The organism is Vibrio sp. A8-1 (assembly GCF_013048685.1).
GTDB classification, from domain to species: Bacteria; Pseudomonadota; Gammaproteobacteria; order Enterobacterales; family Vibrionaceae; genus Vibrio; species Vibrio metschnikovii.
Window position 1 is genome coordinate 20,522 of sequence record NZ_VHTC01000035.1, and the last position, 10,053, is coordinate 30,574.

Sequence of the window (10,053 nt, forward strand, 5' to 3'; positions counted from 1 at the left end):
TTATGAGCTTGTCATTATGAGAATACTAAGCGTTTTTTTAGCCCTTTCAATTTTAATGCCTTCAGCATCGTTTGCCTTTAGCGAAAAGTTAACGCGAGTCGAGCAAGAGGTAAGATCAATCGAGGAGCAACTTTCTGCTCGTATAGGTGTCGCTGTTTTTAATACCGAAACCGGTGAACATTGGAATTATCGAGGAGAGGAACGGTTCCCTCTGACAAGTACTTTTAAAACAATCGCCTGCGCCAAGTTATTACATGATTCAGAGCAAGGTGATATTGATCCGCTTAGTAAAGTAAAGATAGAAGAAAATGATCTTGTTACGTATTCGCCGATTATCGAGCAATACGTAGGCCAAGAAATAACACTCGATGATGCTTGTCAGGCAACGATGTCTACGAGTGATAATACGGCCGCTAATATGATTATTAAGGCTGTCGGCGGCACAGAAAGCATTACCAGTTTTATCAGAGCAATGGGTGACGAAGTCACCCGCTTAGATCGTATCGAACCGGATTTGAATCAAGGATTACTGAATGATCTTCGAGATACGACCACGCCAAATGCAATGGTCATTACTCTCCATGAACTACTATTTGGATCTGTACTTTCTGAATCGAGCCAACAAAAATTGTTAATGTGGATGATAAATAATCAAGTTACGGATAACTTATTGCGTTCGGTATTACCTAATGGCTGGGGAATAGGCGATCGTTCTGGTGCTGGAGGTTTTGGCGCAAGGAGTATTACTGCTATCGTTTGGAGCAAAACGCAATCACCAATTATTATTAGTATCTATATCGCTCAAACAGAAGCATCAATCGAGCAGCGAAATCAGGCAATCGTTAAGATTGGAAAAGCGATTTTTGATAACTATATCGACAGCAATGATTATTACCGCGATCAGTAAGTAATGGTATAACAGACAAGCATAAAAAAATGGTGGTGAAAAAATCCCTACGACTTTTTTCACCACCACTCTTACGGTTTTTATCTTTAGTAGTAACCATTATCACGAAGAGGGACTTCGAGAGTATTATCACCTTGTCGAGTTGGGGTGCCAATCATCTCATCATAAGGACTTTGATGGCGTAGCACTTGCTGCTGTGTATTCAGCTTTCTGCAACGTTTTTGCATTTCTACGATAGAGTGGGTCTTTAAGAGATTATCGTTGTTATCGACTACCCAATACTCTTGGCCATCAATAATTACTGACGCTTGATAAAGCGCCATATCTAATGCGTGAGTAATTAACTTATTGATATAAAAGTACTTTTCTAGCGTGGTCAGTGTTTGTCTCATGATTCCTCCTTGATTATTAACCAATACGTTGGCTTATTGAGAGGCGATCACTCAACGTTATATCCCCTTCGTACTTGAAGCTGCAGCGGTGTTGGCTACGTTCATTCACCTCAATCACATCGTCTGTCTATGCTTATGGAGATGAGCTCACTTGCCGCCTACCTGCAACTCTAAGTTGTTTGGGTATAGATGACGCGGGTTATTCATTCGTCGAGTCATTAAATAAGCTTAATAAAGCTTTACGTGCTTGCTGGTGCAAAGGATCGGTATTCCATTTTTGGTGTTGAATCAGGTCAATATTAACCTCCCATGCAAAGTTGGTGAACGTGCCATTTATTCGAGTCAGTGCATTGGGCACGCTTTGCGCGAGATGGTTAGGTAAAAAGGACCAGCCAAAGCCGTTCACCGCCAATTCTAGAACTGTGTAATAGTTATCGGTGTACCAAATGTCCGGACTAAAGGCTTGATTTAAGCTACTAAATTGACTGTTTTTAGAGCGCACGGTGAGCTGTCGATATTGTCTTAACTCATCAATGTGTGTAATCGGTATGTTAGCCAGTGGATGATGTTTAGCGACAAATACATCAAAGGCGATATGACCTAAACTGAAAAAATCTAAGCAAGTGGGTAAGTCTGGTTCACTTAAAATCAGTCCAGTGGTGGCGCGTCCTGATTCGACTAACTCAATAATATCGCGGCTTGAGGCCATTAAGCACTCGATCTGAAGGTGAGGAAAGGCTTGTTCTAATTGACGTAAAGCAATCGGCAGTTTAGCGAGTGGAATCCCTTCATCCATCGCTAAAATTAATTGGTTGGCATCAGGGGTATAGAGCTGTGATGCTTTACTACTCATGCGAGCAAGCTGAATCAATGTCGCTTGTGCATAAGGCATCAACTCTTCCCCTTTAGCGGTTAGCTTTGGGTAACGTCCACTGCGATCAAAGAGATCGACCCCGCAATCTAATTCCATATTGATGATGTGCTGACTGATCACTGATTGTGCTTTGCCAAGTTCTCTTGCTGCTGAGGAAAACGAGCCTGTTTCTACGGTTTTCACAAAAGCACGCAGTTGATCGATGTTGAACATATCGTTTTTACCGATGGTATCTAACTTTTAAGTATCCTTATTGTAGATAAAATGATGACTCTTGAATAGTTGAATTGAGGTAATTCATCATGGGTCGGAATGAGCGTATTTTTCACGCTGTGGTTTTCGAAATCATTGCACTATTAATGATGGTGCCCCTTGCTGCGTGGTTTTCTGGTAAAGGAACAGGTGATATGGCGTTAGTGAGTATCGTCCTGAGTGTTACCGCGACAGTATGGAACTATATTTATAACGTGTATTTTGATAAGTGGTTTGGTAGTGATCGTATTCAACGTGGTTTAATGATGCGGATTGGTCATACACAGGGTTTTGAAGGCGGATTATTACTGATCACCATTCCTTTTGTTGGCTGGTTTTTACAAATGTCGTTATTAGAAACCTTAGCTTTAGAAGCGGTCTTTATTACGTTTTTCCTCTTTTATACCTTAGGATTTAACTGGTTATACGATAAATATCAGCCTTATCGTGCGCTAGGTAAATGGTTAAAAATAGGAAAGAGAGTAGAAACAAAGAGAATTTCTTCGTAACGATTGTTGCCACAACGCCCTAGCGCTCTTTAGCTCTAGGGCGCTTTACTTTATAATCGGCGCGCTTTCATCTGGGATAAAATCATGATTTCAAAAAACCAACTCAAATTACTGCGCGCGTTAGGACAAAAAAAACAGCGTAAAGCACACGGCTTATTTTTGGTTCAGGGTGAAAAAAACGTCCTTGAATTAACCCATAGCGCATTCAACGTTCAGCATGTTTTTGCCACAGCAGAGTTTCTAAACTCACACGCTGAGAACGTAGCGAGTTACACTTGCACTGAAGCATCATTGGATGAGTTGACCAAAGCCAGTACGTTGGTTAGTAATAATGCCGCGATAGCCGTGGTTGAGATCCCGAAGATTGAAATCCCCAAAGCACAAGGTTTAATGATTGCTTTAGATGGTGTTTCTGACCCTGGTAATTTAGGTACGATTATTCGAGTCGCGGATTGGTATGGGATTAAACATATTGTTGCCAGTGTCGATTGCGCTGATCCTTATAATCCGAAAACCATCAGTGCAACTATGGGCAGTTTTGGCCGCGTTCAGGTGAGTTTGGTGGATTTACCCCATTACTTGGCACAAGCCAATCTGCCCATTTATGGTGCGTTTTTAGAGGGGGAAAGTGTCCATGCAACCTCCTTTAGTGCCCAAGGAATTTTATTGATGGGCAGTGAATCTCATGGTATCCGCGAACCGGCTGCGCAATGGGTAACCGATAAAATTACCATTCCGGCATTTGGTGGAGCAGAGTCATTGAACGTGGCGATGGCGACAGGAATTATTCTGGATAATATGCGTCGTCAGCATAGCTAATCACTATTTTCGTGTACCCTATGGTTATTTGATATGGCTACTCCACGTCGTTTGGCTATAAAGCAAAACACCAGCGCTAAGCTGGTGTTGTTGTGAGAGACAAAAATCAGGTAACTTGGCTATTTCTCTAGCATTGAAAGCTTATTTGGCACACCATTCCATTTAGCTGCTTCATCCATGGCTGGCTTGACTTCGGTTTGTGTTGGCCAGATTTTCGCCAGCTCGGCATTAAGCTCAATAAATAGCTTTTGGTCGTCGGGCAATTCATCTTCTTGAAAAATCGCTTGCGCATCACATTCCGGCACACAGAGGCCACAGTCGATGCACTCAATCGGATTGATGACCATAAAGTTGGGACCTTCGTGAAAGGCATCGGCTGGACATACCGCCACACAATCTGTGTATTTACATTGTATACAATTATCGGTGACTACAAACGCCATAACAGGTTGCTCTTTACTCAGTCAAAAACGAAGAAGGGGCATGATACGGATCCGAAGGCAAAATTCAACATTCTCTGCACAGAATGTTACTGTCAATCGGCTCAAATCTTTGCTGAATCGGGATTTAGTATGACATAGCAAGCAAATTCTCGTAAAATGCGCGCCATTGTGAGCCGGGCCTTAATGGCTCTAGCTAAGACACCAACCGATACGAGACATCACTTCATGATACGTTTAACTGAAATCAGACTCCCTTTGACACACGAAGAAGGCGAACTACGCGAGGCGATTGCCAAAAAACTGCGTATTCCTGCACAGCAAGTGCTCTCTTTTACTCTGTTCAAACGTGGCTATGATGCTCGTAAAAAAAACAATATCCAGTTGATTTACACTTTAGATGTAGAAGTTGCCAATGAAGCCGAATTGCTGGCAACGTTGAGTGAGGATCCTCATGTTCGAATCACACCGGATATGGAATATAAATTTGTAGCGCAAGCACCGGCTGATTTGACTGAGCGTCCAGTGGTGATTGGTTTTGGTCCTTGTGGTTTGTTTGCTGGGTTGGTTTTAGCACAAATGGGCTTTAAGCCAATTATTGTTGAGCGCGGTAAAGAAGTGCGTGAGCGGACCAAAGATACGTTCGGTTTTTGGCGTAAACGAACGTTAAACCCTGAATCGAATGTTCAGTTTGGTGAAGGCGGAGCGGGGACCTTCTCTGATGGTAAGCTATACAGCCAAGTCAAAGATCCTCACTTTTATGGCCGCAAAGTGATCACTGAATTTGTTGCTGCCGGTGCGCCAGAAGAGATCATGTACGTCAGTAAGCCACACATTGGTACCTTTAAATTGGTGACCATGATTGAAAAAATGCGCGCGACGATTCTTGAACTGGGCGGTGAAATTCGTTTTAGCACCCGAGTGGATGATATTCATCAACAAGATGGCAAAATCGCCGGTGTGACCTTGTCCAATGGTGAGGTCCTGCATTCTCGTCATGTTGTACTTGCCGTTGGTCATAGTGCACGTGATACGTTTGAAATGCTTTATCAACGCGGCGTTTATATGGAAGCTAAACCATTTTCGGTTGGTTTTCGGATTGAACATAAACAATCGATGATCGATGAGGCGCGTTTTGGCCCAAGTGCTGGCCACCCGATTTTGGGCGCTGCCGATTACAAATTGGTTCATCATTGTAAAAATGGTCGTACGGTATACAGCTTCTGTATGTGTCCGGGGGGAACCGTGGTCGCCGCCACATCAGAAGAAGGGCGCGTGGTCACGAATGGCATGAGTCAATATTCTCGTGCTGAGCGCAATGCAAACAGTGCGATCGTCGTTGGTATTGATCCTGAGCGTGATTATCCTGGAGATCCATTAGCGGGGATTCGTTTCCAACGTGAATTGGAGTCGGGTGCTTACCAATTGGGTGGTGCCAACTATGATGCGCCTGCACAAACAATAGGTGATTTTCTGGCTGGGCGTGAGCCAAATACTCTCGGCGATGTTGAGCCTTCTTTTACTCCCGGTATTAAACTGACCGATTTATCGAAAGCGTTACCGGCGTTTGCGATTGAAGCAATTCGTGAAGCCATTCCCGCGTTTGATCGCCAAATCAAAGGTTTTGCCTCGGATGATGGTTTGTTAACTGGCGTAGAAACCCGGACGTCATCACCTATCTGTATCAAACGTGGTAAAGATTTCCAAAGCATTAACTTACAAGGATTTTATCCTGCGGGTGAAGGGGCTGGTTACGCTGGCGGTATTTTATCTGCCGGGATTGATGGAATTAAAGTTGCTGAGGCGGTGGCACGCGATATGTTAAAAGTGTAACGAACAGCGAGACATAACCTCAGTACTGCATCATCAAAAGCGCTCTTCGGGGCGCTTTTGATGTATTAATGCTCGACGTTTATTTATTTCGCCAGCGGCTGGTGGAGCGAGATAGCCCATAATGCAGCGCGCTGTGAATCAGTTTAGCGATAACACAAGTAAAAAAGATCACCATGGCCATGGCCGCCGCAGGGGCCGTTCCGCCCGCTTCTTCTAAGCTCATCACCACTACAGAGGCTAAACGAGAGTGAGGGCCATATAAGAAAACGACCGCAGAAACGGTGGTCATTGCGTTAACAAAAAGATACAGCGCAATATCCAACATCGCGGGTAAAGAGAGTGGCAAAATGAGTCGAGAAAAGAGATGAATCCGACTCGATTTAAGTGAATCGCCAACGCTTTCAAACTCATTATCCAATTGTTTTAATGAAGTTACCGCCGTTAAGTGTGCGACCGAATAAAAGTGCACCACCGTTGATAATACCATCACCATTAATCCCCCATAAAAGACATTGAGTGGATTACTTGGATGATTAAAAAAGAAGATATAAGCGATTCCTAAGACTAAACCAGGTACTGCCATCGGTAGTAACGCTACAAACTGATAGATTCTCGCTAACCAAGCCGGTTGTGGTGTGCGTTCTACTAACCACGCATTAAAAAAGACGACTGTAGAACCAATAATCATGGTCGTCGAGGCCATCATCAGCGAGTTTTGATAGGGTTTCCAGCCATGAGCATCAAAACGTTCAAATTGATAGTTGGCGAAAGTGAGATCTAAATTGTATGGCCAATAAGTAAACAGTGAAGCCATCCCTGCCATCCCGAGAATCGTCAGGATAAATAAGCCGCTTGGTGCCACACACAGGATGCCAAATAGACTTTTACGCCATGAACGTGGCGGTTGATAAGGGACTGAACGTGCATTTAAACTGGCTACTTGTTTTTTGCGCACCCAAAGGTCGGCGGCAAAGGCGAGTAGAGCAGGAAGTAACAGGATTACACCGACCACGGCTCCCATTTCAAATCGTTGTTGACCAATCACTTGTTTATAAATATCCGTTGCTAAAACATTAAATTGACCACCAATGATTTTGGGCACGCCGAAGTCGGTGATCACTAAAGTAAAGACGACAAAGCTGGCGCTGACTAAGCCATAACGAGCCGAAGGTACAGTGACAGACCAAAAGGTGCGCCATGGTGAGGATTTTAAGCTCGCTGCCGCTTCATATTGTCTTGCGTCAGCATGAGAAAGTGCCGTACAGAGGATCATTAGCGCGTGTGGAAAGGTCCAAAAGACCGAACCAAGGACAATACCAATTGGGCCATAAATAGTCTGGTCGGCGAGTAAAAACTTGAGAATACCTTGATTACCAAATAGATAAATTAAGCTGATCGCCGGCAATAATGAAGGGGCTAAAATTGGGATCGTTAGCAAAAGACGCAGCAGATGGCAGCCCGGTAATTGAGTGCGTGTGAGAGCGTAAGCAGCCATAAAACTGAAGAAAATCACGATGACCGTGCTCATCGACGCCACCCAAAGCGAATGGTAAGCCGCGGTAGTGATCCCGCCCGATGAAATATAAGCTGCAAAATTAGCCAGCCCGACAAACTCGCCTTGTGCATTCATTAGGCTGCGGCTAAAGAGCGCGTATAATGGCCCCAATAAAACGATACTCAAAAATAATAGACCGACCGCTAATAAACAGGTTAGCCAAAAGCGCTCGCTGATTCGCCATTCTTGAGGCCAAGCGAAAGAGAATCTGGACGGCGACATCCTAGTTGATAACATGGTGCTTTCCTTTGTTTAACTTCTATGCCGCAAAGCAGTGAATGCTGTTTGCCTGTAATGATACGCCCACATAATCGCCAGTACGCAGTTGTAACCTCTGAGCAAGTCCGATAGTGATATCAGCATAAAGCGCTTCTGAAATGCCCTCGATCACTAAACTACAGCGTAAAAAAGCCCCCATAAATTCGATATGATTGATTTGTGCTTGAATATGACTTTCATGAGTTGCAACGAGGGAAACGTGCTCCGGCCTTACGGCGATACGTAGGGTTTTATCAATTGGGTTTGGATGGCTATGCGTTGCCAAAGCTTGTTGCACCGCGCTAAGTTGATGGATTTGACTCTCTTGTGTCGGTGTCATGAAGTTCATTTGACCGATGAAATGGGCAACAAAAGCACTGGCGGGTTGGTTATAAATTTGCTCTGGGGTGCCAATTTGTTCAATGACACCGTGGTTCATGACCACGATACGATCCGCCATGGCTAAGGCTTCCTCTTGATCATGAGTGACCATAATCGTTGTTACGCCTAAGCGTTTTTGTAAACTGCGAATTTCATGACGTAAATGGGCACGGACTTTAGCATCTAAGGCGGATAATGGTTCATCCAGTAGTAGTAAACCCGGCGCAGGTGCCAGCGCTCGCGCAAGAGCGACACGTTGCTGCTGACCTCCGGAAATTTGTGCGGGAAATTTATGGGCATGCTCGGCGAGTTCAACCAAGTCGAGTAACTCATTGACCCGTTGTTTAATTAAGCGACTTTCTGCGCCTTGGCAACGTAGACCAAACGCAATGTTATCGAACAAGCTCATGTTGGGAAACAGCGCGTAAGATTGAAAGACAATCCCAAAATCACGTTCTTTAACAGCCAGTGTGCTGATGTCACGTTGGCCTTGTAATAACGTCCCGCTATTTTGTTGCTCTAATCCGGCGATAATTCGCAATAAAGTCGTTTTTCCACAACCAGAAGGACCTAAAAAACAGATCAACTCCCCAGGTTGGATAGTTAAGTGAATGTTATTTAGCACTTGAGTTTCACCAAACCATTTATTGATATTTTCAAGAACCAGTTGGCTGCCTTGGCATCGCATGATGTTCTCCTTAACTAAGCTGGGATAAAAGGGGTAAATAGGCGGCAATCAGTCTCTGCTGCTTGCCTATCCATTATTTCGATTATTTGGTTTCAGACTTACCGTCGTAACGACGCTCCCATTCGCGTAAAATCCGTTCACGATTAGCCGCTGCAAATTGGAAGTTATTATCAATCAGTAGGCTTTCTGCATGGGTTGGAAAATATTGGACGGGCTTAGCAATGCCGGGCATGGCAACAATGGCGTATCCTTCGTTGTACATTTCCATCGCCGACTGACTGATTGACCAATCAACCAGTGTTTGAGCCGCTTGTTGTTGCTTTGTCCCCGCGATGATAGCGGTCGCTTCCATATCCCAGCCTACACCTTCGGTTGGGAAAATTAGCTCAAGGGGGGCGCCACGTTGTTTTTCACGTGCGCCGCGAAAAGCAAAAGAAATACCGATAGCGGTTTCTCCGGTAGCGGCATGCACACAAGGACGAGATCCAGAATGGGTATAATTTTTGATGTTGGCGTGTAACTTATCCATATATGCCCAGCCTTGTTGTTCGCCAAACAGCTGTAACCAAGAAGAAACGTCTAAATAGCCGGTTCCGGAAGAGGCTGGATTTGGCATCACGATATGACCGCGATAGACAGGATTGGTAAGGTCTTGCCACGATGTTGGCATTGGCAAGTTGTGTTTTTTCGCTTCAATCGTATTGAAACAGATTGCTGCCATCCAAGCATCCATACCGACCCAATGAGTGGGTTGAGCGCTGTCTTTAAATTTAGGCGACAGTTTTTCGACACCTTTAGGTGAGTAAGGCAGTAGCATCCCTTCATCTTGCAGCAACATTAGGCTGGTTGCCGCCAGTCCCCAAACCACATCGGCACGAGGATTGTTTTTTTCTGCCAATAGACGAGCTGTAATCACGCCCGTTGAATCGCGTACCCAGTTAATTTTAATGTCTGGATGAGCTTGGTTGAAACGCTCGGCGTACTTACGTAAATCATCTGATTCAATGGCGGTATAGACGTAAGTGTTCACCAAGCCCCTATTGACAGAAAAAGTGTGACACTCAGCACTTGATCCACTTTTTACTATTGAGTGATCATTCCAGTGCTTCATCCTGTTTGTTATGAGCAGAAAGAAAGCCCCTAAA

At 44.5% G+C, this 10,053-nt stretch carries 10 protein-coding genes; 4 read left to right on the forward strand and 6 right to left on the reverse strand.

The genetic code is table 11. From position 1 onward, the window contains the following. Positions 1-16 precede the first annotated feature (16 nt). Entirely contained in the window at positions 17-907 is an 891-nt protein-coding gene (gene blaCARB, locus FKN93_RS14655; protein ID WP_170905415.1) for a CARB/PSE/RTG family carbenicillin-hydrolyzing class A beta-lactamase, read from the forward strand. 86 nt (positions 908-993) lie between these two features. On the opposite strand, the gene FKN93_RS14660 is transcribed toward blaCARB, so the two are convergent. Beyond that, entirely contained in the window at positions 994-1,299 is a 306-nt protein-coding gene (locus FKN93_RS14660) for a DUF6482 family protein (protein WP_170905416.1), read from the reverse strand. A gap of 199 nt (positions 1,300-1,498) precedes the next feature. Continuing rightward, positions 1,499-2,386 (reverse strand): LysR family transcriptional regulator, encoded by an 888-nt coding sequence (locus FKN93_RS14665; protein ID WP_170905417.1) that lies wholly within the window; start codon positions 2,384-2,386, stop codon positions 1,499-1,501. Positions 2,387-2,475: 89 nt separating this feature from the next. Between FKN93_RS14665 and FKN93_RS14670 the strand changes: the two genes are divergently transcribed. Then, positions 2,476-2,934: a PACE efflux transporter gene (locus tag FKN93_RS14670; RefSeq protein WP_170905418.1), complete on the forward strand. Its 459-nt coding sequence runs from the start codon at positions 2,476-2,478 to the stop codon at positions 2,932-2,934. 84 nt (positions 2,935-3,018) lie between these two features. Then, positions 3,019-3,753 carry an RNA methyltransferase gene (locus tag FKN93_RS14675; RefSeq protein WP_158138374.1) on the forward strand — a complete coding sequence of 245 codons (735 nt, stop codon included), beginning with the start codon at positions 3,019-3,021 and terminating at the stop codon, positions 3,751-3,753. Positions 3,754-3,872: 119 nt separating this feature from the next. Here the strand turns inward: FKN93_RS14675 and fdxA are convergent, their stop codons facing one another. Next, complete coding sequence (fdxA, locus tag FKN93_RS14680) at positions 3,873-4,196, reverse strand: ferredoxin FdxA (protein WP_170905419.1); 324 nt, start codon at positions 4,194-4,196, stop codon at positions 3,873-3,875. 225 nt (positions 4,197-4,421) lie between these two features. Here fdxA and FKN93_RS14685 point away from each other — a divergent pair, with 225 nt between their 5' ends. Beyond that, a complete protein-coding gene (locus FKN93_RS14685; RefSeq protein ID WP_170905420.1) occupies positions 4,422-6,026 on the forward strand; it encodes an NAD(P)/FAD-dependent oxidoreductase in 1,605 nt (534 codons plus the stop codon). Between the two features lie 79 nt (positions 6,027-6,105). On the opposite strand, the gene FKN93_RS14690 is transcribed toward FKN93_RS14685, so the two are convergent. From FKN93_RS14690 to FKN93_RS14700, 3 genes are all read right to left on the reverse strand, one after another. Continuing rightward, a complete protein-coding gene (locus FKN93_RS14690; RefSeq protein ID WP_170905421.1) occupies positions 6,106-7,818 on the reverse strand; it encodes a putative 2-aminoethylphosphonate ABC transporter permease subunit in 1,713 nt (570 codons plus the stop codon). A 22-nt stretch (positions 7,819-7,840) separates the two neighbouring features. Then, on the reverse strand, positions 7,841-8,908 hold the full coding sequence (locus FKN93_RS14695) for a putative 2-aminoethylphosphonate ABC transporter ATP-binding protein (protein WP_170905422.1): 1,068 nt from the start codon (positions 8,906-8,908) through the stop codon (positions 7,841-7,843). An 82-nt stretch (positions 8,909-8,990) separates the two neighbouring features. Further along, complete coding sequence (locus tag FKN93_RS14700; RefSeq protein ID WP_170905423.1) at positions 8,991-9,938, reverse strand: putative 2-aminoethylphosphonate ABC transporter substrate-binding protein; 948 nt, start codon at positions 9,936-9,938, stop codon at positions 8,991-8,993. Positions 9,939-10,053: the final 115 nt, after the last annotated feature.